Source organism: Occultella gossypii (assembly GCF_019947135.1).
Taxonomy (GTDB): Bacteria; Actinomycetota; Actinomycetes; order Actinomycetales; family Beutenbergiaceae; genus Occultella; species Occultella gossypii.
The window spans coordinates 1-22,539 of record NZ_JAGSHT010000014.1; the positions used below are offsets into that span (position 1 = coordinate 1).

Annotated in this window: 20 protein-coding genes and 1 other RNA gene; 9 read left to right on the forward strand and 12 right to left on the reverse strand. The window is 68.3% G+C overall.

Annotated features, from left to right (window positions below; translation table 11 throughout):
* Both KCQ71_RS15160 and KCQ71_RS15165 read right to left on the reverse strand, forming a co-directional pair.
* Nucleotides 1-226: alpha/beta fold hydrolase (locus KCQ71_RS15160; RefSeq protein WP_223407363.1), on the reverse strand; the 226-nt coding region annotated here is incomplete at its 3' end.
* A gap of 39 nt (nt 227-265) precedes the next feature.
* Nucleotides 266-1,279: a protein kinase domain-containing protein gene (locus tag KCQ71_RS15165; RefSeq protein WP_308116648.1), complete on the reverse strand. Its 1,014-nt coding sequence runs from the start codon at nt 1,277-1,279 to the stop codon at nt 266-268.
* A 343-nt stretch (nt 1,280-1,622) separates the two neighbouring features.
* On the opposite strand from KCQ71_RS15165, the gene KCQ71_RS15170 reads away from it, so the two are divergent.
* From KCQ71_RS15170 to KCQ71_RS15205, 8 genes are all read left to right on the forward strand, one after another.
* The gene (locus KCQ71_RS15170) at nt 1,623-4,364 is read left to right on the forward strand and encodes an ATP-binding protein (RefSeq protein WP_223407365.1); all 2,742 of its coding nucleotides are present in this window, start codon (nt 1,623-1,625) and stop codon (nt 4,362-4,364) included.
* Between the two features lie 146 nt (nt 4,365-4,510).
* Nucleotides 4,511-5,161 carry an NAD(P)H-binding protein gene (locus KCQ71_RS15175; protein WP_223407367.1) on the forward strand — a complete coding sequence of 217 codons (651 nt, stop codon included), beginning with the start codon at nt 4,511-4,513 and terminating at the stop codon, nt 5,159-5,161.
* Between the two features lie 375 nt (nt 5,162-5,536).
* Nucleotides 5,537-5,953, forward strand: coding sequence for an SDR family oxidoreductase (locus tag KCQ71_RS15180; protein WP_223407369.1), 417 nt, complete (start codon nt 5,537-5,539; stop codon nt 5,951-5,953).
* 868 nt (nt 5,954-6,821) lie between these two features.
* Nucleotides 6,822-7,832 (forward strand): ABC transporter ATP-binding protein, encoded by a 1,011-nt coding sequence (locus KCQ71_RS15185; protein ID WP_223407371.1) that lies wholly within the window; start codon nt 6,822-6,824, stop codon nt 7,830-7,832.
* 29 nt (nt 7,833-7,861) lie between these two features.
* Nucleotides 7,862-8,581: an ABC transporter permease gene (locus KCQ71_RS15190; RefSeq protein ID WP_223407373.1), complete on the forward strand. Its 720-nt coding sequence runs from the start codon at nt 7,862-7,864 to the stop codon at nt 8,579-8,581.
* Between the two features lie 97 nt (nt 8,582-8,678).
* On the forward strand, nt 8,679-9,413 hold the full coding sequence (locus KCQ71_RS15195; RefSeq protein WP_223407375.1) for a GOLPH3/VPS74 family protein: 735 nt from the start codon (nt 8,679-8,681) through the stop codon (nt 9,411-9,413).
* 325 nt (nt 9,414-9,738) lie between these two features.
* A complete protein-coding gene (locus KCQ71_RS15200) occupies nt 9,739-11,451 on the forward strand; it encodes an alpha/beta fold hydrolase (protein ID WP_223407377.1) in 1,713 nt (570 codons plus the stop codon).
* A 218-nt stretch (nt 11,452-11,669) separates the two neighbouring features.
* Complete coding sequence (locus tag KCQ71_RS15205) at nt 11,670-12,695, forward strand: hypothetical protein (RefSeq protein ID WP_223407379.1); 1,026 nt, start codon at nt 11,670-11,672, stop codon at nt 12,693-12,695.
* Nucleotides 12,696-12,856: 161 nt separating this feature from the next.
* Here KCQ71_RS15205 and KCQ71_RS15210 read toward each other — a convergent pair whose 3' ends face one another.
* From KCQ71_RS15210 to KCQ71_RS15245, 8 genes are all read right to left on the reverse strand, one after another.
* The gene (locus tag KCQ71_RS15210; protein WP_223407381.1) at nt 12,857-13,282 is read right to left on the reverse strand and encodes a hypothetical protein; all 426 of its coding nucleotides are present in this window, start codon (nt 13,280-13,282) and stop codon (nt 12,857-12,859) included.
* A 613-nt stretch (nt 13,283-13,895) separates the two neighbouring features.
* Nucleotides 13,896-14,265: a transfer-messenger RNA gene (gene ssrA, locus KCQ71_RS15215) on the reverse strand.
* Nucleotides 14,266-14,319: 54 nt separating this feature from the next.
* Entirely contained in the window at nt 14,320-15,447 is a 1,128-nt protein-coding gene (locus KCQ71_RS15220) for an LLM class flavin-dependent oxidoreductase (RefSeq protein WP_223407585.1), read from the reverse strand.
* Between the two features lie 2 nt (nt 15,448-15,449).
* Nucleotides 15,450-15,869 (reverse strand): DoxX family membrane protein, encoded by a 420-nt coding sequence (locus KCQ71_RS15225; RefSeq protein ID WP_223407383.1) that lies wholly within the window; start codon nt 15,867-15,869, stop codon nt 15,450-15,452.
* A 77-nt stretch (nt 15,870-15,946) separates the two neighbouring features.
* Nucleotides 15,947-17,845 carry a DUF2207 domain-containing protein gene (locus tag KCQ71_RS15230; RefSeq protein ID WP_223407385.1) on the reverse strand — a complete coding sequence of 633 codons (1,899 nt, stop codon included), beginning with the start codon at nt 17,843-17,845 and terminating at the stop codon, nt 15,947-15,949.
* 75 nt (nt 17,846-17,920) lie between these two features.
* Nucleotides 17,921-18,637, reverse strand: coding sequence for an anti-sigma factor family protein (locus KCQ71_RS15235; RefSeq protein WP_223407388.1), 717 nt, complete (start codon nt 18,635-18,637; stop codon nt 17,921-17,923).
* On the reverse strand, nt 18,634-19,140 hold the full coding sequence (locus KCQ71_RS15240; protein WP_223407390.1) for a sigma-70 family RNA polymerase sigma factor: 507 nt from the start codon (nt 19,138-19,140) through the stop codon (nt 18,634-18,636). The genes KCQ71_RS15235 and KCQ71_RS15240 overlap by 4 nt, the downstream gene beginning before the upstream one ends.
* The gene (locus KCQ71_RS15245; protein WP_223407392.1) at nt 19,137-19,808 is read right to left on the reverse strand and encodes a YceI family protein; all 672 of its coding nucleotides are present in this window, start codon (nt 19,806-19,808) and stop codon (nt 19,137-19,139) included. The genes KCQ71_RS15240 and KCQ71_RS15245 overlap by 4 nt, the downstream gene beginning before the upstream one ends.
* Nucleotides 19,809-20,003: 195 nt before the next feature.
* On the opposite strand from KCQ71_RS15245, the gene KCQ71_RS15250 reads away from it, so the two are divergent.
* Complete coding sequence (locus KCQ71_RS15250) at nt 20,004-20,537, forward strand: COG4315 family predicted lipoprotein (protein ID WP_223407394.1); 534 nt, start codon at nt 20,004-20,006, stop codon at nt 20,535-20,537.
* A 25-nt stretch (nt 20,538-20,562) separates the two neighbouring features.
* Here the strand turns inward: KCQ71_RS15250 and smpB are convergent, their stop codons facing one another.
* Nucleotides 20,563-21,078 carry an SsrA-binding protein SmpB gene (gene smpB, locus KCQ71_RS15255; protein ID WP_223407396.1) on the reverse strand — a complete coding sequence of 172 codons (516 nt, stop codon included), beginning with the start codon at nt 21,076-21,078 and terminating at the stop codon, nt 20,563-20,565.
* Between the two features lie 84 nt (nt 21,079-21,162).
* Nucleotides 21,163-22,488, reverse strand: a complete 1,326-nt coding sequence (locus KCQ71_RS15260; RefSeq protein WP_223407398.1) for a murein hydrolase activator EnvC family protein — start codon at nt 22,486-22,488, stop codon at nt 21,163-21,165.
* Between the last annotated feature and the right edge of the window lie 51 nt (nt 22,489-22,539).

Consider the following 22,539-nt stretch of genomic DNA (forward strand, 5'->3'; position numbering starts at 1 on the left):
TGTCGTAGTCATAGCCGACCCCGGCACTGGACGACCGGCCGAAGCCGCGACGGTCGTAGGTGATGACGCGGTAGCCGGCGGTCAGCAGGTCCCGTGTCTGGCGCTCCCAGCTGTGCCCGTTGAGCGGATACCCGTGAATCAGGACGACGGGCTGGCCCGCACCCTGATCTTCGTAGTACAGCTCGATCGGTGTGCTGTTCTCTGTCCCGACGCTGATGTATCCCATGGTCTTCCTTCCTTGGTGAGCCCAGTGCGAGCCGTTCGCCTAGGCGGATCGTGTGGTGGCCTTCTCCTCACGAGCTCGCGGAGAAGGCGGTTGGCCAGTGCGCGATGCGGTGGAGACCCTCGACATCGTCGTGGCGTGCCAGGGCGGGCGGAACGGGACCGCGTTGTCCAACGCGTCCGTGTCGGCGCAGCCATGCGTAAGGACAAGGCCCTTCAGTGCGGACTGGAGTGCTTGCCTGAACGATCGAGCGCTCTGGTACCGGTCGTTCCGGTCCTTGGCGAGTGCTGTGAGGAGCACCGTGTCGAGCGCCGGAGTGACCTCGGTGCGGTGGTCGCTGGCTCGTAGCGGGTCTTGGTGCACGTGCTGGTAAGCGACGGCGACCGGGTTCTCACCGACGAAGGGCGGTCGTCCGGTCAGCAGTTCGTAGAGCAGGCAGCCCGCGGAGTACAGGTCGCTGCGGGCGTCGGCGATCTCACCGCGCACTTGTTCGGGAGAGAGGTACTGAGCGGTTCCGAGGAGCGCGTGAGTCTGGGTTGCCGTGGCTGCGGCATCGCTACCGACACGTGCGATCCCGAAGTCCACGACCTTGATCCGGCTGTCGGGGGTGACCATGACGTTGGCGGGCTTGATGTCGCGATGGACAACGCCGGCGCGATGGCTGAACTCCAGCGCCGACAGCACCCCCACCTGATACTGGATCGACTCCTTCAGCGTGAGCGCGCCCTCACCCAGGCGGGCCCGCAGCGACTGGCCGGCGACGTATTCCATGACGATGAACGGAACGCTCGGCTCGTCCGCCCGGCTGTCGTCGACGTGCTCACCGACGTCATAGACCGAGACGATGCCGGGGTGGTCGAGGCGCGCCACTGTCTGCGCTTCGCGCTGAAACCTGCACCGGAACTGCGGGTCACGGGCCAGCTCTGCGCGGAGCAACTTGACCGCGACCCAGCGCTCGAGACGGATGTCGCGAGCCAGGTGAACAACGGCCATGCCGCCCCGGCCCAGGACGTCGCGGAGCTCATAGCGTCCGCCAAGCACGCGTGCCGCGCTCATGAGGTTTCCTCAGCCTTCTCGTTGTCGGTACGTAGCGGGGACATGCCCGATGGCGGATGGTTCGCCTGGTCTGCAGGCCCACGCCGGAGCCACGGCCCCTGAGCCCATTCGCCTGGGTGCGCCAGGGTCCGGATGCCCGGTCGTGGCGACGTCGTCAGCCTCGCACCGGCGGACGAGCCCTCGCATCGGTGACAACCACGTAGGTCTTCACGGCCTGGTGCCACCGAGAACCTCGGAGCTGGCAGGTGTCGACGCGAAACTGCTCGCGCTCCGCATCAGGGACGACTACGGTGGCAGCTACCTACTCTGAGGCCTTTGACGGGAGCACACCCTGCTGGATCTGGTGGGCCGGCGCTCAGAGCGTGAAGCGGTCGAGAAGTTCCTCTCCCTGGCCCTGTCCGGGCACAGTGGCTCTGTTGTGGTGCGCGGGGAAGCCGGGATCGGCAAGACTGCGCTGCTCGAGCACTCTCGGCAGGCGGCGCTCGCCTCAGCCTTCCGAGTGGAGTCCTCGGTCGGCGTCGAGTCCGAGACCCAGTTCGCGTTCGCCGGGCTGCACCAGCTGTGCGCTCCCCTCATGGACCGCACCGGCACACTGCCCGAGCCGCAGCAGGCCGCGCTCGGTGTAGCGTTCGGGCTCCGCGACGGTGCCGCGCCGGACCGGTTCCTGGTCGGGCTGGCCATCCTCAACCTGCTGGCCGAGGTCGCCGAGGAGGAGCCACTGCTATGTCTGGTCGACGACGCCCAGTGGCTGGACGAGGCGTCGGCGCAGGTCTTGGCTTTCGTCGCCCGGCGAGTGGGGGCCGAACGGTTAGCCCTGATGTTCGGGGTGCGCGACTCCGACGACGCCGACAGCCTTGCGTTCGCCGGGTTGCCGGAGCTACGCCTGGAACGCCTCGGCGAGTCCGATGCCCGTGCGCTGCTCAGCACTGCGGTGCACACTCCGATGGACGAGGGAGTACGCGAACGGATCCTCGCCGAAGCGGGCGGCAACCCGCTGGCGCTGCTGGAGCTGCCCAACAACATGCGGCTGGCACACCTGGCCGGCGGGTTCGAGCTACCCGACGCACTGAGCGTCCCGCACCGCCTGGAGGAGAGCTTCCGTCGCCGGTCGGCCAGCCTGCCCCCGCCGACGCAGCTGCTGCTGCTGGTCGCCGCGTCCGAACCGACGGGCGACGCCGCGCTGCTGTGGCGCGCCGCCGCCCACCTGGAGCTCGCTCGCGAGGTCGCGGCGCCCGCAGAGGCCGCCGGGCTGCTCGAGATCGACATCCGGATCCGGTTCCGCCACCCGCTGGTGCGCTCGGCGGTGTACCAGGCAGCTATGCCGCCGGACCGCCGCCGCGCCCACGGTGCGCTCGCCGAGGCGACCGACCCACTGACCGACCCGGATCGCCGTGCTTGGCACCGCGCGCAAGCGGTGCTCGGAGCCGACGAAGAAGCCGCCGAAGGTTTAGAACGTTCGGCCGACCGGGCGCGCGCCCGCGGGGGTGTGGCCGCCGCGGCCGCGTTCCTGCAGCGCGCAGCCGAGCTGTCTCCTGAGCCTGCCGCTCGCGCGAGACGGGCGCTGGAAGGAGCGCACGCCAAGCATGAAGCCGGCGCTACCGAGTCCGCCCTTGAGCTACTGATGGTCGCGGCCGCCGGGCCGTTGGACGCCCTGCCGAGCGCCCGCCTCCAACTGCTCCGCGCCCAGATTGCGTTCCACCAGAGTCGAGGTAGCCAGGGGCCGCAGATGCTGCTGGACGCTGCCAAGACACTCGCCCCGCTGAACGCCTCCCTGGCCCGTGAGACCTACCTGCAAGCGCTCGACGCGGCGATCGTGACCGGCGACCCCGGCGGCGGCGTGCTGAAGGTGGCCGAGGCCGCCCGGGCCGCACCGGCACCGCCCATGTTGCCGCAGCCGGCCGACCTCCTACTCGATGCCCTCGTGACGACCTTCACGCAAGGATACGAGGCGGGCGTGCCGGAGCTGCGCCGGGCGTTGATCGCCTTCGCCCGCGAAGAGCCGCACCCTGGGTCCGTGGGTGACAGCGACAGCCACCGCTGGCTGTGGTTGGCCAGCAGGACCGCGATGTCCATCTTCGACGACGAGATGGCCCACCTCCTGGCAGACCGCCACGTGCGGCTTGCTCGGGAGGCCGGCGCTCTAGCCACGCTCCCGGCTGCCCTCCTGGTCCAGTCCGTGATGTTGGTGCTCTCCGGCGAGCTCGCCCGTGCCTCGGGGCTGGCCGACGAGCAGGCCTCGATCGTGGCCTCGACGACGACGGCAGTGCCGTTGCTCCACGCCCAACTCATCCTCGCCGCTTGGCGCGGCCGCTCCCACGAGACTGGCGAGATCCAGGCGACCATCATCCGACTAGCTGCCAGTCGTGGAGACGACTCCGAGGTCTCGCTGGCGCAGTACGCCCTGGCGGTGCTCCACAACGGTTTCGGAGAGTACCCATTGGCTCAGACCGCCGCGACGCGGGCGTTCCAGTCGGACGAGCTCAGGCACAGCAACCTGGCCCACTCCGAGCTCATCGAGTCAGCGGCCCGTGCCAGTCAGCCGGAGCGCGCGGTCGAGGCGATGGAGCAGCTCTGCACCCGGGCTCGTGCCAGTGGCACGCCGTGGGCGCTCGGAATGGCGGCGCGCGCACAGGCGCTCACGAGCACCGGATCGGCAGCCGAGGACCAGTACCGCGAGGCGATCGGGCAGCTCAGCCACAGCCGGATGGGCGGCTACCTGGCCCGTACCCACCTCGTCTACGGCGAGTGGCTCCGTCGTGAGGGTCGCCGCCGAGATGCGCGGGACCAGCTCCGCACCGCCCACCAACTCCTCACCGACATGGGTGCGGAAGCGTTCGCCGCCCGCGCCGCCCGCGAGCTGCGTGCGACGGGCGAGCACCCGCGCGCACGAACCGCCCAGCCTACCGACGAGCTCACCACCCAGGAGCTGCACGTCGCACGGCTGGTGGCCACCGGAGCAACCTCCCGTGAGGTCGGCGCACAGTTGTTCCTCAGCCCCCGGACCATCGAGGCCCACTTGCGCAACATCTTCCGCAAGCTCGGCATCACCTCACGCCGCGAACTCAAAGCGCTCCAGCTCGCCTAACCGGACCGGCGCGGCTCCACTGAAGATCGGTAGCTTCTACCGACGCGAAGGCCAGGCCGCGACGGCCAGCCTGGCACGGTGTACCCGTACCCCCACACTCACCCCTCTCGAACAACTCTGCCGTCGACGACCCCGCTGGCCGATCGATGAAGGTCTTCATCATTGGCGTCAGTGGGTCCGTCGGTGGGCTGCTGGCGCGGAACCTGATCGACCGGGGCGACGACGTCGCTGGACTGGTACGTCGTGAGGAGCAGCGAACGGATCTCGCCGCCCGGGGAGTCGCGGCTCACGTGGCTGAGCTCGCGGACCTGACTGCTGACTCGCTGGCACCGATGCTCACGGGGGCGGACATCGTCGTCTACACCGCCGGGTCGAACGGCGGTACAAGGAAGGTCACGGCCGCCATCGACGGCGAGGGCGTGGTGAAGGCTCTGGAGGCGGCACGCCTCGCCGGCGTGAGTCGCTTCGCGCTGGTGTCGGTGCTTCCCGAGGCCGGACGCGGGCAGGACCTCGGCGACGATGTGGAGTTCTACTTCGCGGTGAAGAAGCTGATCGATGTCACGGTCAGCATGAGCGACCAGGACTGGCTGATCCTTCGGCCATCCCTGCTCGTCGACCGCGACGGGACCGGGACGATATCGCTCGGTCCGGCGCAGCCCCACGACGAGATCTCACGTCAGGACGTGGCCGCCACGCTGGCGGAGCTGCTCCACGAGCCCCGGATCCGCAGGCAGATCCTCGAACTCACACAGGGGCCGACACCGATCGCTTGGGCGGTGCTGGCGAACGTTCCGTGACCGGGCGGCCTCGACCACGGCTCAGGACACGCCGACGACGAAGGTGAGCGCGGCCCACACCGGTACGGTGCCGATCGTCGTCCGGTTGACGATGGCCGCGGTCTGCCAGAGCAGGAGCCACCGGCGGTGGCGTTCCGCTGCCCACGAGGATCGCCGACGTGATCTGCGTCGGGATGGCGAGCAGTCGAGGATGCTCGCGCCGGGGACGCCAAAGCGGATGAGCCATCTGTTGAAGCAGGTAACCTCACGCCACCACCTCTCAGAGATCCACCTTCCCTGACCGCACCGGGACCGGCGCGGGTGCAGGTGCAGGTGCGCCGACGATGGGTGGCGCCTACGACGCGAAGTCCAGGCAAAGCGGGGCAGCCTGACACGATGACGGTCTTCATCATTGGCGTCAGTGGCGCAGTCGGTGCTCTGCTGGCCAAGAAACGGATCGACCGCGGCGACGATGCCGCTGGCCTGGTACGTCGTCACGAGCAGCGAACAGGCCTCGCTGTTCAGGAAGTCACGGCGCACCAGTATCAGCTGGCGGACCTGGGTGCTGAGACGTTGGCCTCCATGCTTACCGGGGCGGACGACCGGCTGACCCTCGGCCGTCCCCTGCTCGTCCTCCGCGCCGGGATCGGGCCGATATCACTCGGTCCGGTGCAGCCCATGACGAGATCTTCCGTGAGGAGGTGGCCGCCACCCTGGCGCGGCTGCTCGCCGAGCCCCGGATCTGCAGGCAGATCCTCGAACGCACCCAATGCCGAAGCCGATCGCCGCGGCGGTGCTGGCGAACGTCCCTGAGCGTTGCTAGGCGACAGACGCACCTACACCGGAGCTGACTCCTCCGCCCTCACCCGGAGCGACACGGCGCGCCGATCTCCCCGTCACCACGACCACGATCCAGGGTGCGCCCTGACCACACCTACCGGCCCGGACGCCGTCGACCAAGGCGCGCGACTGCGCCTGCGACCCCGAGCCGGGCCGGATTGTGGGTGGTGCTAGTGATCGTGAACGTAAACGTAAACGTAAACGTAAACATCGTGACCAGGAGAAAGCTGGCCCCGACCTCCGACAAGCACCTCGGTGAGAACGCTTCGGGCGTCACCCGCACAAGACCCGGACCGCGTCGATCGTGGCTCCCGCTGCGAGACTCACAGCGCCACGAACGGCGACGGCAGGTCACCGCGATGGTTGATCTTCTGCCCGCTGGGTCAGATGTGGTCGAGCGCGACCTCACGGGCTCCAGGACGCGGCATCCGCGACCGGGTCACAGCCAGCACGGACCTCGTCGAGGTCGACCCGGGCTGGGCGACGGCCGGCCGCACCACGGACACCAGGGCCGCTTGGTTGGTGGTGATGTGCTCGGCGGGTGGGTTCGCCCGCTTCACGGTCTGCGCGCCGGCCCAAGAACTGCACCCGGTTCGACTCCATCCGAGTCCGGATAAGTCCGACCGGACTGGGTTAAGTAAGTACCACCGATACGGATCGCACACCCAGACCAAGTCGCTCGGTCGCGGGCCAGTGCACGATCCCGACGCAACGTGCCAGGTCAGACGCCGATCCGGGGCACTGATCGGGCTGACGTCGACCTTGACTCGTTCGGATCACAGCTCGGTGACACCTGGCGAGGCCTTCAGGGATCTCCACCGACGCGAAGCCGCCGCCCCCGGTGCGAATCTGCCTGCACAGCAACGACCGGAAACGAAGGGTGTGGATTAGCAGCATGGGACCACTCACAGATGGAAGCGCCGCGGCTCCAGACCGCGGCCTGCTCGATGGGGGCACGTCCTCCAGACCCGTCATCGAAGTTGAGGCACTCAATGTGACCTACGGTGACTTCCGTGCAGTGAAGGATCTGTCGTTCCAGGTGCGACGCGGGGAACTCTATGCCCTGCTTGGCACGAACGGGGCGGGCAAGACCTCGGCGCTGGAGGTGATCGAAGGTCACCGCCGAGCATCGTCGGGCACGGTCCGGGTGTTCGGTAAGAGCCCGACGGACCGGGCTGCAGTGCGTCCTCGGATGGGGATCATGCTCCAGGAGAGCGGGTTCGCCGCCGATCTGACCGTCGCCGAGTCGGTTCGGCTGATCGGTCGACTGACCGGTCGCTCCGACACGGTCAAGCGGGTCCTCGGCGTCGTCGACCTCACCAGTAAGACCAACACCCGGGTGGCGCAGTTGTCCGGCGGCGAGAAGCGGCGCCTCGACTTCGCTACCGCAGTATTCGGACGGCCCGAGCTGATCATCCTGGACGAGCCCACGACCGGGCTGGACATCCAGTCCCGTGACGCCCTATGGGAGGCCGTCGATCAGCTCCGGGAAGACGGTTCCACCGTCATCCTGACCACCCACTACCTGGAAGAGGCCCAGCAGCGGGCGGACCGCATCGGCCTGATGCACCAGGGCACCTTCTGGCACCAGGGCACTGTGGCCGAACTGACCCGCACCCTGCCCGCGTCGATCCAGTTCACTCTCCCCGTCGGCGCTCCGGCACCGCCGTTGGACACCACCCCGGCGGATGAAGGGGCCCAGATCATCGAAACCTACGAACTGCAGCGAGAACTCAAACGGCTGCTCGACTGGGCCGAAGTCAACGGAGTCGAACTGGTCGACCTGTCCGCCGCGCCCACCCGGCTGGACGACGTCTTCCGTGCCATCGACACCGCCCCGGAACACTCCTGACCACCGACCCATCTGACAAGGAGCTCGTCATGCTGACCATTGCGCACAGCGAACTGATCCAGATCTTCCGCGACCGGAGCGCGCTCATCACCAGCCTCATCATGCCGGTGGCCGCCAGCGCGTTCTTCATCTATTACCGCGACGGGTTCGCGAGGATCGGCAGCCTCGGCTACATCGCGGCTGTCCTCGTCTTCACCATCGCCGCGTTCAGTCTCTATGCCACCGTGGTGACCACCCTGGCGGCCCGCCGGCAGAACCTGTTCCTCAAGCGACTGCGTTCCACCGCAGCCACTGACCCCGCCATCCTGTCCGGGCTGGTGCTGCCGGTCAGCGTGATCGCCCTGGTCCAGGTCGGTCTCATCCTGGTCGCCTTCTCCGTCGTCAGCGGCGCGCCGGCCAACATCCCGCTCTTGCTGGTGGCCATCGCGGCCACGTTCGTCATGATGCTCGCCCTGGGGATGGCAACCGCCGGGCTGACGAATTCCTCCGAGCGCGCCCAGATCACCACCCTTCCGCTCAGCCTGGTGACCATCGCCGTGGCCAATTGGGTCGGCATCACCGGCACCGAGAGCTTCACCGTGCTGAAGCGGCTGCTGCCCGGAGGGTCGGCGACCGAGCTGGTCATCCACTCCTGGAACGGTGGAGCCCCCATCGGCGACTCGCTCCTGTTAGTGGCCCCCACCCTCGCCTGGGTCGCTGTCGCCATCGTGCTGGCCGCCCGGCTCTTCCGCTGGGAACCGCGCCGATGAGCCGGCCCCCGGCACTCGAAGGGCTCCCTGGGCGAGACGCCACCGACGATGAGCCCCGTGGAGCTCGGCGCGTCACGCAGAAAGACGGGTGGAAGCAATGACCGACCAACGCCGAGGCGCACGTCCGGCCTCCACCAGCCGGCCCACCGGGGTACCCGTTCCCGCTGAACGGACGCTGGCCGAGGACCTCCTCCTGCTGCTGTTCCAGCCCGACTCCGGAACGGTCGCAGGAGAGGGGACGCTCTACTACGTGCTCGCGGGCGCGGTGCTCGCCGACCTCGGGCTCGGTGGCCACGTGCGCACCGGAGCGGGGCGATTGGGGTCTACGACGGTGGCGGCCGTCGCCGACCATCCACCTGCGGATCTGCTCCTGCGTGCTAGCTGGGAGTACGTCGTCGACAAACCCCGCGGAGTGCAGACCGTCCTGCCAGCGATAGGCCCGACCCTGCGTGAATCGGTCCTGGACCGCCTCCTCGAGCGTGGAGACCTCCGCCGGAGCACCCACATGACGCTCGGACTCTTCAAGTCCTCAGTGATCGAGGCGGGCGACACCGAGCGCCGGTCGTGGCTGCTGGGCGAGGTCCGGGCCGTGCTGGTCGACGGCGTCGAGCCCACCGCGCGCGTCGCCGCGCTCGCTGCGCTGCTCTATGGCAGCGGCGCACTGCCTCAGTTCGACCCGAACATTCCGTGGACCGCTGCGGTGATCGCCCGCGCCGAAGCGCTCAAGGAAGGAAGCTGGGGGGCGGGTGCCGCAGCCGAGGCGGTCGCCCGTACCGTCACCGCGACCATCATCAACCACGTCATCGTCGCCGCTGCGCGGCGGCGCGGATAGCGGAGCCGCAACCGTACTCGGGCGCGAAGGACTCAGTCCCGGAGATCGACCGGTCGCGAAGACAGCGACGGTCCCCAGGGACGAGCGCCCGTCCAGCCCTGCTCCGCAGTCCCAGCGTCAGGCACATCGGCATCTCATCATCGCGGCACGAGATCGCTCGGGAGACGTCCGCCCTCGTGCATCGCAGGGTCGACGTCGTCGCGAGGCCTGGCCGCGTGAACACAGCTGCATCACCCATATGTCGCTCGAACCAATAAGGAGAGAGATCGTGTCTCAGCATGAATCGCAATCGTCCAGCACATCCAGCCCCCGACGAGGGAGGTTGGTGGCCCTGAGGGTCGCGCTGGCCGCCGTCATCATCGCGCTCGGAGTCGTCGCCATCGTGTCGTCGAATGGTCGTGATGACGCGGCGCCACCGAGTGGTGACGAGACGCTGACGCCCGACGTCGTCGCGCTGGCGGGATCTCTGGCTGATCAGGAACTGGTCTGGGAGGCCTGTGAATTCACCGATGACGGCCCTCCTATCCCGGGAGCAGATGTCTCCAACGTCGAGTGCGCGACCATCACGGTGCCCCGGGACTGGCTGAACCCCGACCCGGAGCTCACCTGGGACGTGCGGATCTCGCACGCCAGGAACATCGACCCCTCGGATCCGAGGTACCACACCACGGTTATCGCGCATCCCGGCGGTCCGTACGCATCCGGGCTGTCATACAGCACGGCCGTCCAGCTGTACACGCCGGAGTTGCGCCCGACGACGAACTACGTCAGTTTCGACCAGCGTGGACTCGGTCAGTCAAGCCACGCGTCCTGCGACTACGAGTACGACCCGGCCGGCGGGCCATCGGCCGCGGCGCAGGCGATCGGCGATGCCTGCTCGCAGGATCCCGCTGTCGCGACGATGACGACCGAGCAGGCCGCCTACGACATGGACTTCATCCGCCATCTCCTCGGCCTGGAGACGGTGACCTACATGGGGTACTCCTACGGCACGTGGTTGGGAACGTGGTACGGCGCCCTCTTCTCCGACAACATCGAGCGGATGATCCTCGATTCCGCGACGGACTCGACGCAGGAATCGATCCAGACCCTGTACAACGCAGCCCACGAGGGCCGTGATCGCCAGTTCCGCCTGCACATGATGAACTGGATCGCGCGCAATGACTCGACCATCGGACTCGGCGCGGATCCGGAAGCGATCTGGGAGCGGTACTTCGCCGCGACCGACACCCCCGAGACGTCGCTCGCAGCGCAGTACGCCTGGAACGCGGCAAGTGGCTCGCTCGCGTTCTCGACCCCCGTGCTCTACCCGGTAGCCGGAAGCCTCGTCGCCAACATCATCGCCGAATCCGAGGCATCGACCGGCGAGGTCGACCCCGTCGCGCTCGCCACTCGGATCGTCGCCGGGACGGATCTGCCCGACGTGCTGCGCACCACCGCGGAGCAGACTCTCGCGGCGCTGGCAGCACCTCCTGAGACCGCGCCGGGCGAGCTCATCCAGGGGACCCACGACTATGTCATCGAGTTCACCGCCTGCACGGACGGGCAATGGACGCAGGGACATGAATACTGGGACGACTTCCACGAGCGCACGGCGCAGATCGCGCCGTTGACTGCGCAGTTCGGTCTGCTCATCACTCCTACGTGTGCATTCTGGCCGACGGACTCGGCGATGCCGCCGCTGGACGACAGCTTCCCGGAAACCATCGTGCTGCAGAGCGAGCTCGACTCGATGACGCCGTTCGAGCAGGGCTGGGCCGCAGGCACCGGGCTGCCGAACGCGAGCCTGATCGCCGTCGACAACGAGAGCATCCACGGTGTCTTTCCCTACGGCACGGAGGAGGTGGACCGACCGGTGATCGACTTCCTTCTCGGTGGCGACCGGCCCTCTGAAACGATCATTGCGCCAGGCAAGCCCTTGCCCCTGGAGGACACCAGCTACGAATCGTGGACCCCGCTCGACGAGAACGCCGAGCACGACTCGGACCCTCAGTTCACCGATCCGACCATTCCGGCGGAGACAGCCAGACTTCGGTAACGGCACGTTAACGCCGAGCGGCTGGCAGGACCGTGTTCTGTCAGCCGCTCGCAACGAGTTACCGCAGGCGCCCTGGTTGGACGGCCGTGCTGCCGAACGTCCCGTGAGCAGGCATGCTGGCTTCGAGGACCACTGCGCCAAACGCCGCTGATCCCAATGGCTGCAGGACGATCTTGCCGACATGGTGGCGTTGACCCAGCTCTTCCTGTGCTCGGGCCGTGAGGGTGGAAGAGCCGGCCGATGCGCGGGTAAATTCGCCGGCCCTTGAAATTCTGGCCAACCTCGATCCTTCCATGCTCGCGCACCTTGGAAGCACGGACGGGCAGGCGCTTAAGAAGTTCCTACCACTCTTACCGCTGCTCCAGGATGATGAGCTTGTCCAGCGCCTCGAAGCGAGCGGTTACGAGGGGATTGATGAATTCCGTCGACTTGCCGCGGATTTCAAGTCGAAGACTGACAGTTCGACCGAGCAGATCCGTGCGATTACATCCAAGATGTTCGACGACGCCTGCGGGCCAGAGCTTGAGGCCGCGACCAAGACCAAGATCGTGCGGTTAAAACCGCTCATGCAAGCCGACGACGACTGGTCGACCGATGTCCTGGTCCGTCGATTTGTCGCCGAGATAACCGCACTCCTCGAAGATGGTGGGCGACACATGCTGCTGGATTCGCCAACCTCCAAATTTGCGGGTGCTCTGATCGATGAGAAGCGAATGCAGCCGTCGAGTTTGGCGATACCCAATGCTCGCGAGTCGATCGTCGGTACGGAGATCATCGCTCTTTTGCCAACCGTCGGGGACACACCCGTGGACGAACTTCTTGATCTCCGATGGGACCTGATTGGTCCGCTTAGCAACTACCGGCGGACTGTCGCATCGCTGGGCGAAAAGATGCGAGTTGGCCCGTTGGATCGTGAGGCAGACGCCGAAGTCGACCACATTTACCGTGTTGAGGTTGTGCCTGCCATCCAGCAGATGCGAGAGCACCTAACTGAGCACAGTCTGGTTCGAGAGGTCGGTCGTGCGGTCGGCGCCGACCTCAAGTCTGTGGTTCTTGGCGCGGCGGCGATACCTGCGCTCGTAGTCGGCGCGCAATTTGCGGCTAACTTGGCTACGGCCGCGACGGCGGGACTGGCGGCGTTGCCTGGCGTGGCGGGCGCCACCTCGGTACTTATGAGGGCGCGCGCGGCGCAAAAGACTAGCCTTATCAAACGTCCGTGGCCGAGACCTCTATTATCTCCATGAACCTGACCGTCGGTTGACCCGAGTAGTCCACATTCATCCACGCTGCGCACGGAAGCCTTGAGGATTCGAGAGCCCTCCGGGATCCCACAAGACCAGCCGTTGCGCTTGGCCGGAAATTTGGCCACCTATCGACCCTGACCCGAAGATGCGCTCGAGTCTCGCTATTGTGTTCCGTCAGGATCGTCTTTTGAATACCGTTTGCGAGCGGCCTCCAGATCGAGACTGGGCCACTCATCGATGTAGGAGACGATGAATCGCTCGATGGCCTCGGTAGTGACATGGAGATCAACCGGCTCCTCGGCGGAGTCGCGGAACGTTAGGACGGACGCTCCCTGCATCGCCGTCCCAACATCCTTGCTGTATGACTCGTACTCGACAGCCAATCGGCGACCCGCGACATCGAGATCTTGCCCCATGAGCAACACGTGCTGCTCAAATTCGTAGTGCCACGGCACACCAGCCTGCACCTCTTGCGCGTGTGAACTACAGAGCGCGACGTCAATGGCGAAATGCTCGGGGCGAGCGAGGTTGATCACCGTCGCCGCTGGGTTCGGGCATCTGAGGACGTGGCACGCTCCATTGCTCACTACTGAGTGTAGGCGCGGCGCCCTGGCCGTGTGTTGGGATCGAGTCATGGCGAGGTCCTCAGGTCTATCGGTGGATCGGCGCGACTGTGGGTTGCGATGCCGCTCGCCATCCATCGACGAGCTTGCGAACGATCGCGGTCGTCGTCACCGCATCCAGTTCGAATGCCTTAACCTCCGCGAGTACCGCGTGCGCTTGGGCCCATCGGTCGCCACCGAGATCATGTGCATCGGCCCAGTGCTCGCGCATCGCTGCGAGCCAATCCTCGCGCGAAAGATTGGGTGCCAGGCTAGGGAGCGGGTGGACGGCTTCGCTCAGCCTCGATCCGCCGTGCGGGTTTGTGAACCGCCCTTGGTTCTGTTCCGTTGTTTATGTGAGCGCCGGGGTGGCGTTCTGTGGTTGATAGTAGCGTCCACGGTGGACGACGATCCCCCGCGGGAACGGTGCGGTGCGTGCCATATTGGCCTCGAGCCCTCTGTTGGTGTGTCAGCTGTGTCACGTTTCCTGCCACGCTGGGCCTATTCGTGCCCTCGGCTGCCCATCAGGGGCATGACCCGGAACCGTTGTGATTGCAACGAAAAGCGCCGTATACCAAGGGTACACGGCGCTCTTTCGGGGTGGAGGTGGCGGGAATCGAACCCGCGTCCGACAGTGCGGAACCAGGACTTCTCCGAGTGCAGTCTGCTAGTAGATTTTCTCGGCCCCAGCGATCACGCAGACAAGTCGCTGACGGGCCCAGTCACTTAGATGTCCCCGTAGCCCCAGTGACAAAGGCTACGAGCAGTGGCTCTCTAGATGACGCCAGGATCCAGGTCGAGAGCAAGCCTGGGCTGACGGACCTCTACAGCTCGCTCAGGCGGCGAGTGCGAAGTCGGTGCGCTTGGAATCGGCACCTATTGGTTTGCAAGGAGCGTTTACGAGATAACCCTGCATCCTCGACTCGCTTCTCCTGGTACGACAACCATCGTCGAAACCGATCACCCCCATGTTGAATTATCAAGCACCGGACCCGATGAAGCGTGAACCCGATCGGACCAGTCTACCTGTCCAACGCCGTCGGGCCCTCATCTATTTCCGCGGCTCGCCCGGCCAGCGCGGCGTCCACCAGCGGCTTGACCACAGTGCCGAGCAGTTCGATGGCCCGCAGCGCCTCGCGCTGCGGCACGCCGGTCAGGTCCATCTGGAACACCTGCCGGTCGTGTCCGAGCACCTCGTGCAGTGCGACGACCCGCTCCGCCACCGACTCCGGTGCGCCGATGAAGTACGCCCCGCCAGGGCTCGCGGTGGCCTCGTACGTGATCTTGTTGGGGATCGGGAAGCCCCGCTCCGCGGCGATCATCCGCATGGTCTGCAGGTAGTACGGGTAGAAGAAGTCCCGGGCCCCCGCATCGGTCTCGCCGACGAAGCCCATCACGGCGATCTCAACGCGTGGCAGGGCGCCGTGCCCGGTGTCGGTGAACGTGTCCCGGTACAGGCCCGCGAGCGGGGCGAAATCGGCTGGGCGACCGCCGATGATCGCGTAGGTCACCGGCAGCCCCAACTCTCCCGCCCGGGCGGAGGACTCCGGGTTCCCGCCGGTGGCGATACCGATCCGCAGGTGGTCCCCCAAGCCGGGTTTGTCGACCGGCCGCGGCAGCACCACCGCGTCGGTCAGCGGTGGCCGGAACCTCCCCGACCACGTGATCGGGTGCTGGGAGTCGAGCTCGAGCAGGAGCCGGACCTTCTCCTCGAACAGGTCGTCGTAGTCCTCCAGCGCCGCTCCGTACAGCGGGTAGGACTCGATGTAGGAGCCGCGGCCGGCGAGCAGCTCGACCCGCCCGCCGGAGAACTGGTCCATCGTCGTGAACTGCTGGAAGACCCGCACCGGGTCCTCGGTGCTGAGCACGGTGACGGCGCTGCCCACCCGGATCGTCGACGTCTGTGCCAGCGCGGCGGCGATCACCGTGCCCGGCGCGGACACCGCGTACTCGGGCCGGTGGTGCTCGCCGATGCCGGCGTAGTCGAGCCCCACCTGCTCGGCGAGGCGGACCCGCTCGAGTAGGTCCCGGATGCGTTGCCCGGGTGGCGTGCGCTCGCCGGTGTGCGGGTCCGGCATGGTGTCACCGAAGCTGTAGAAGCCCAGTTCCAGGCCACCGAGGCCCGACGGCGGTGGTGCCGCCGGGCGCATCGTCACGCCTTCCGCTTGTTGCCGCCGTCGAGCAGCAGTGCGAGGCCGATCGCCAGGAGGAACACGTCCTTGGCGAGAGCGACGCCCTGCGGGGTCGGGCGGACCCCGTCGGCCTCGGTCATGCCGGGAGATTTCAGGTACATCGTGACGAGGCCGGTCGCGAACACGGTCAGGCCCAGGCCGACGAGCCTGCTCGGCAGGAACGGCGCGAGCAGCGCGGTCCCGAGGGCGATCTCCCCCGCCGCGAGGTATTTGCCGAACTGCTCCGCATCGAGGTCACCCAACTGCGGAATGGCGTTGGTCGCCAGGGACTGCAGCCCCTTCGCCGACTCGGCGTCCAGGTCGAGTTTGCCGATGCCCGAGTTGAGCAGGAACGCGCCGGAGGCGAGGCGAAGGGGAAGACGACGAAGGGCGAATGCCACGGGAGGACTCCTGAAGGTGATCGACCGAGGCCGAGGCGAGGTCCGCCGTCGGCCACTTCCAGGTTAGACGCCGTGACTCACCACCCGCCACCGCCACCGCCACCGATGCCGCCGCCCGAGAAGCCGCCGCCGGAGGAGAACCCGGAGCCGCCGCTCGATGCGGGTGTCGCCGCGATCGCGGTGGTCGCGATGTCGCTGAACGAGTTGATGCTGCTGGCGAACCCGGATGCCCAGATCGCGGTCCCGACGCCGTAGTGCGGGCCGATGTACCAGGTCGGCTCGGGCACCGGGGCGCCCTGCGCGGCCAGCTGGCTGAACAGGCCGGCCCACCGCTCGGCGACCCCGAACGCGATCGCGTACGGCAGGTACCGGGAGAATATGTCCTCGCCCTCCTCGAACCGGATCTGGTCGGCCTCCGCCTTCTCCAGGTACTGCTTGAACCCGAGCGCCTGCGCCAGCACGGCGGTCCCTGCGGCGGTCCTGGCGGGTGCGGCCCCACTGAGCGCCATCGCCAGGATGCCGACCAGGATCAGCGGCACCCCGAGCACCGCCAATCCGGCGAGTAGGCCGAGCCCGACCGTGGCGACCACCCCGACCACGAGGGCGATGATCCCCAGCCCCACCCATCGCTGCCGGACCCCCTGCGGGGACTCGGCGAACCAGCCCCGGGCCACCACCTCGGCGTACAGCGCCCGCTGGGCACCCGACATCACCTCGTGGAAGGTGGTGCTCAGCTCCGTCAGAGTGGTCTCCTGGGCGGAACTGTGCGGGAAGAAGCCGCGCAGTAACGTCACCTCGAAGTCGGGCAGGTCGGACCAGTCCCGGTCCATGGTGCGGATCAGACGCCAGTCCGGCTTGTCCTTGCCCTCCGCCGGGAGCTCCTCGATGGTGAGGTAGCCGCGCACCGCGAGGTCGATGATCGTGGCGGTCACGTCATGGGGGTCGGCGACCTCGTCGGTCAGGGTGCCGATCTCGCCCGGCCGCACGCCCGCCGGCGGCGTGAACTGGACCGCGATCGGGCGCTTGCGGCGCGGCCCGGTGTCGCCGGCGTCGATGGACGTCGGGGCCAGCCCGGGCGTGAGACCGAGGTACTCGCGGTCGCGCCCGCGCCGGCGCGCCCGTACTCCGATCAGGCCCAGGCCACCGACGGCGGCCACCGCTGCGATGATGCCGGCCGGACCGTCGACGCCGAGGGAGTTCGAGAACGTGCGCCGCGGTGTGAGGATCGGCTCCACGCCCCCGAACGAGCCCTCCGGGTAAGCCAGGATGACGCTCATCCCCTCCCCTGGCTCGAGCCGGCCCTGCGTGAAGGTGGCGGAACCGCCGTCGACGTCGAACGAGTCGCAACGGGTACGCGAGCCCACGTCGCCGACCCGGCAGTCTGCCTCCACGACCGGCGCCGCCGCCATGACGGCCACGGAGATGTTCTCCAGCGGGATCTCCCACGCGGAGCCGATCACGTTCCAGTAGATCTCGTCCTCGCCGGCCGCGCCGACGCCGGAGTTCGGGACACCCGCGACCGTGTACGAGACCACGTAGTCCTGGACGCCGGAGACGTCGTCGATCCGCTCGTCGCCGATCCGGATGGCCAGGCCGTTGTCCTGGCGGTCCGTCTGGACGTCGTCCGGCGCCCCCGAAGGGCTCATCGCCTGCACGTCCGTGATCTCCAGGACCCGGTAGTGGTCCGGGTCGTCGGCGATCTCCTGCCGGGTGACGAGCGTCAGGTAGGGGCCGTGCCCGGGGGTATCGGCGAAGTCGAACGAGAAGTCCAGGAGCACGTCCATGGTCCCGTCCGGGTTCGCCGTGGCGGTGACGTCGTAGCGGGTGATGGCCCGGTCGCCCTGATCGTCGTCGGCGTGGGCCGGTGCCGCTCCCGCGGCCAGAGCGGTGACCGCCAGCACGAGGGCGAGGGTGAGGCCGAGCAGGAGGCCGACGGCGGACCGGACGTGGTGGGCGATCGTGGAGTTGGCCGGCATGCCCGCCATCGTAACGAGACGCCTGCGGCGCCGAGGATCACCACGACGGGTAGGACTGCCCGGCCGACCGTCCCCTCAGAGCGTGCCGCTGGCGAGCGCGTCCTCCTGCCCGGCGAGTCCGATCTCCACGGCCACGATGGCCTCGGTCGGCAGGTCCGTCGCGGCGCTCAGGCCGCTGGCGCCCCCGCCGGCACTTGTCCACGTCGCGGCGACGGTCCGGGCGCCGTCGGCGTCCACGAGGGTCAGCGTGTATACGGCGTCCTCGGGCGGCGCGTACTGGCCGGTCGGATAGCTGCAGTCCCAGCCGAGGCTGGTGCCCCAGGGCCTGGGCGTCAACTGCACGTCCGCGCTCACCCCGCTGGCATCCACCTGCGTCAGCTCGAGCTCGATGGCGTCGGTGGGCGGGGCGGTGTCCCGTTGGGCGAGCGCGAGGCCACCGACGCCGCCGAGCAGGACCAGCGCGATGGCGGCGGCGACCGCGAGGAGCCTCCGACGTAGCGGTGGCCGGGTCCTCGGGCGGAGCGGGGTCACGGGAGCGGGTTCGTCGGCGAGCCGGGTGCGCGCGGCGTCGGGACTCGCCTCGGAGGGCGGGCCTGGCATCCCGGCGAGCAGGGTGCGGGCGTCCTCGGCGCTCACCTGGGCGAGCAGGCCGGGCATCCCGGCCAGGTCGGTCACCGCGGCGCGGCATGCGGGGCACCCGGCCAGGTGCTCCTCGTACTCCCGGCGTTCGGTCGGGCTCAGGGAGCCGAGCACGTAGGCCCCGTCCCAGTCGGCGTAGCGGTCGGTACTCATGGGGTGACCCCTTTCTCCTGCAGCGCAAGCCGCAGAGCTCGCATGGCGTAGTGCATGCGGGACTTCACGGTGCCCTCCGGCACCTCCAGCTCGACGGCCAGCTCGGCCACGGATCGGCCCCCGAAGTACGCACCGACGACGACGGCCCGGTGGTCCGGGCTCAGCCCCAGCAGTGCCTCGGTGATCAGCCACGAGTCCAGGACGGCCATGGTCTCGTCGCCACCGCTGCGCTCGGGCAGGTGCTCGGTCGTCCGCTCCCGGGTGCTGCGCGCGCTGCGGCGGTCGTCGATGACGAGGTTGCGAGCCACGGTGAACAGCCACGCCCGGCGCGGCCCCTCCGCGCGTTCCATGACCTCCGGGTGGTGCCAGGCGCGGACCAGGGTCTCCTGGACCACGTCCTGGGCGAACGCCTCGTCGCCGGTCAGCGAGACGACGTACCGGTGCAGCGCCGAGGCGTGCGCCTCGTGCAGGGCGCGCAGGTTCGCGTCCGCCTCACTGGTCATGACGTGGCCGGCTCCCAGAGCAGGGAGAACTCGATCTCGCCGTCGGGGTCCACCACCACGAATCCCAGGTCCGGAGCCGCCACACCGAAGTCGGAGAACGTGACTCCGATCGCCCCGACCACCTGGATCGCGCCGGCGGAGTCGACGGCGACACTGGCGTCGAACTCGACCGGGAGCGTCACGCCGTGGACCGTCAGGTCACCGGAGAGCGTGACGTCAGTTCCGCCGTCGGGCAGTTCGGCCGGCGCCGTGAGCGTGAACGTGGCAGTCGGGAACGTACCGACCTCCATCGCGGTACCCCGGAAGTAGGCGTCGCGGGGCGGTTGGTCCGTCGCGATGCTCTCGACGTCCACGATGACCTCCGCGGCAGCCACGGCGCCGTCGGCGATCGTGAGCGTGCCGTCCACGGTCTCGGTGCGGCCGACCACGTTCGCGTCGTTGCCCTGGAGCACCTCGTGCACCCGGTACCCGGCGTACGAACCTGCCGCCAGGGTCCAGTCGCCGTCCAGCGCGGCCGGATCCAACGACGATTCGCTGCCGCTGGTCAGTTCCGGCGGCGCGGCCGCGGACCGGTTGGCCAGGTCGGCGTACAGGCGTGGTCCGAACACCACCCCACTGACGATCAGCACCCCAGCAACCACGATGACTCCGATCGTCCGTGCCCGCATGGCCCGTGTCCCTCCATGATCGACCCGATCACCCGACGATTGCGAGCGATCCTCACCCCATAGACGAGCCACCGTGCCGATCGGTTCAGAGGACGGGTGAACCTGGGGCGGCCCCGTCCCGTTATCCGGGTGAAGCGCCGGCCGGAGGCGGCAACCTGCCGCCATTCGGGCCGGCCCGACGAAGGAGTGCGAATCATGCGCCGAACCCACCGCATCCTCATCAGCGCGCTGGCCGCTGGTGCGCTGAGCACCGCCCTGGTGGCCTGTTCCTCGCCCGACGGGGAGGACGCCCCGGAGGCCCCGGACTCGGAGACCACGGAGGAGGCAACGACCGATCCCGCCGAGGAGGAGACCGACGATGCCGGGGCGATGGGCGACGTCGACCTCGCCACGGCCGAGACCTCGCTCGGCGAGGTCATCGTCGACGGCGCCGGCCTGACCGCCTACTACTTCAGCAACGACGTCCCCGACTCGGGTACGAGCGCGTGCGAGGGCGAGTGCCTGGTCAACTGGCCGCCGATCACGACCGAGTCGGAGACGCCGACGGTCGAGGGGGTCACCGCCGAGGTGGGCACGATCACCGCGGCGGACGGCTCGCTCCAGATCACCGTCGACGGCAGGCCGATCTACCTGTTCGTCGGTGACGCCGCGCCCGGGGACGTGAACGGACAGGCCGTACAGGACGTGTGGTGGGTGATCGCGCCGGACGGCAGCGAGATCAGCGACTGAGTCGCGCCGCGACCGTCAGGTGGGCTCAGCGGGCCCGGCGCAGACTCATGGCCCGCTGAGCCTCGCGGGTGTCCTGCTGCTCGCGGAGCGTCTGCCGCTTGTCCCATTCCTGCTTGCCTCGGGCGAGCGCGATCTCGACCTTCGCGCGGCCGCCGAGGAAGTACAGCTCGAGCGGGACGATCGTGTGCCCCTTCTCCCGGGTCTTCGCGGACAGCTTCTCGATCTCAGCGCGGTGCAGCAGCAGCTTGCGCTTGCGGCGGGGCGTGTGGTTCGTCCAGGTGCCCTCGACGTACTCGGGGATGTGCACGCCCTCGAGCCACGCCTCGCCGCCGTCGATGTGGATCCAGCCGTCCACCAGGGAGGCACGGCCGGCCCGCAGGGACTTCACCTCGGTGCCGGTCAGGGACATGCCCGCCTCGTAGGTGGCATCGATGTGATAGTCGTGCCGGGCCTTCTTGTTCCGGGCGACCACGACCTTGGTGGTCTTGGGGTCGTTCGCGGCCGAGGCCTTCTTCTTCGCGCCCTTGGCTGCGTTACTCATGATGTTGCGATCTCCTTCGGGTGCCACCGATCACCGGTGTGCATCTGTCAGGGTAGAACACCGCAGGCCATGCGTTCGAGGCGATTAGAAGTAGTTCATCGGGTCGACGGTGGAACCGTTGCGCCAGATCTCGAAGTGGACGTGGCAACCAGTGACGTTCCCGGTCGCGCCGGTGTAGCCGATCACCTGCCCCTGGCTGACCCGGTCACCGACGCTCGTGTTGAACCGGGACAGGTGGTTGTAGACGGTCACGTAGGACCGCGCGCCGATCACACCGTGGTCGATCATCACCTGGTTGCCGTGGGTGCCGTTGCCGGCCGCGCCGCGCACGGCGATCACCCGGCCGGCCGCGGAGGCCATCTGGGCCTCCCCGCAGCTCGAGCGCAGGTCGACGCCGTTGTGCATGAACCAGCCGCCGGTGATCGGGTACACACGGTAGCCGTACGAGGAGGTGACGTGCAGCGAGCGGGAGATCGGCGGGATGAAGATCGATCCCGACGGAGGCGCGGGCACACCGCCACCGCCACCGCCGCCGCCACCGCTGCCGCCACCGCCACCGCCGCTGTTCTGCTGTGCGGCGAGGGCGGCCTCCTGGCGAGCACGTTCGGCCGCCTGCTCGGCGGCGAGGGCGCTGATCTCGGAGGCGATCTGCTGGTTCTCGGCCTCGAGTTCTGCCTGACGGTCCGCCTGCTCGGCCTTGAGGGTCTCGAGCGAGGCCGCCTGGGCCTCCTGATCGGCCTTCAGCTGGGCGATCTCGGTGACCAGGTCCGCAGCGGTCTGGCGGGCCACCTCCGCGGCCGCCACGGCGGCCTCGGCCTCGTCCCTGAGCTCGCTGATGCGGACCTCGACGGCGTCGAGGCGCACCTGGCGGTTGCGGTTGATCGCGGTCAGGTTCTCCAGGTCGGTCAGGGTCTGGTTCTGGGTCCGCAGAGCCGAGTTCATGACCGAGTACTGGCTGGCGAAGTCCTCGGTGCTGGTGGCGTCGAGGACCACGGCCAGCGCGCTCACCGACCCGTTGCCACGGTAGGCCGACCGGGCCACTTCCCCCATGGCGCCTTCGGTCTCGACGATCTCAGCCTCGCCGTCGGCGATCTCGGCGAGCAGGTCCGCCTGTTGGCCCTGCGCGATCTCGAGGCGCGACTGCACCGAGTCACGGTGCCGTTCGGCGGCGGCCAGCTCCGCGTTCGCGGTGACCAGTTCCGCCTCGGCGATCGGCAGCCGGTAGTTCGTGTCCGCGAGGGCGAGATAGGTGGCCGCGAGCTCGGCGTCGGTGCCCTCCAGCGCCGAGGCGAGCTGCTCCCGTTCGGCGGCGTTCTGATCCTGCTGGTCCTGCAGATCGTCCATCTCGTCGGCGGCAGCCGGGCCGGTGACGACCACGAAGCCGACGAGGACCGTCAGTGCCGCCGACATCGCGACGCGCCACGCGGTGCGGGCAGACCGTCGCACACGGTGGTTGGGGCT